Genomic DNA, 384 nt, shown 5'->3' on the forward strand with positions numbered 1-384 from the left:
CGACCGACATCCGGAACATCGGCGGCCAGGTCACGCAGAACACGACCCACATCGGCGCGCTGCAACAGGATGCGCTGCAATGGTCGGCATCGGCTGGCGCATACGATGCTTCGCACGGCAGCGGTTCAGCACAGAAGATCACGAACGTCGCAGCGGGCGATGTGTCGACCACGAGCACGGACGCGATCAACGGTGCACAACTGAAGCAGGTGCAGGACCAGCTCAACACGCAAGTCGGCGTGGCGACGAAGAACGCAGTCGTGTACGACACGGACGCGAACGGCAACCGCGTGAACTCGGTGACGCTCGCCGGCGGGGTAACTGGCCCGGTGAAGATCACGAATGTCGCGCCGGGTTCGCTTGACGCGAAGAGCACCGATGCGG

General features: G+C 64.1%; 1 pseudogene. It reads left to right on the forward strand.

The window, feature by feature from the left end:
• Positions 1-384, forward strand: a pseudogene (locus G3N94_RS42020) (adhesin); the annotation flags it as partial.

Origin of the sequence: Burkholderia sp. Ac-20353, assembly GCF_017104785.1 — a bacterium.
In the GTDB taxonomy this organism is placed as follows: Bacteria; Pseudomonadota; Gammaproteobacteria; order Burkholderiales; family Burkholderiaceae; genus Burkholderia.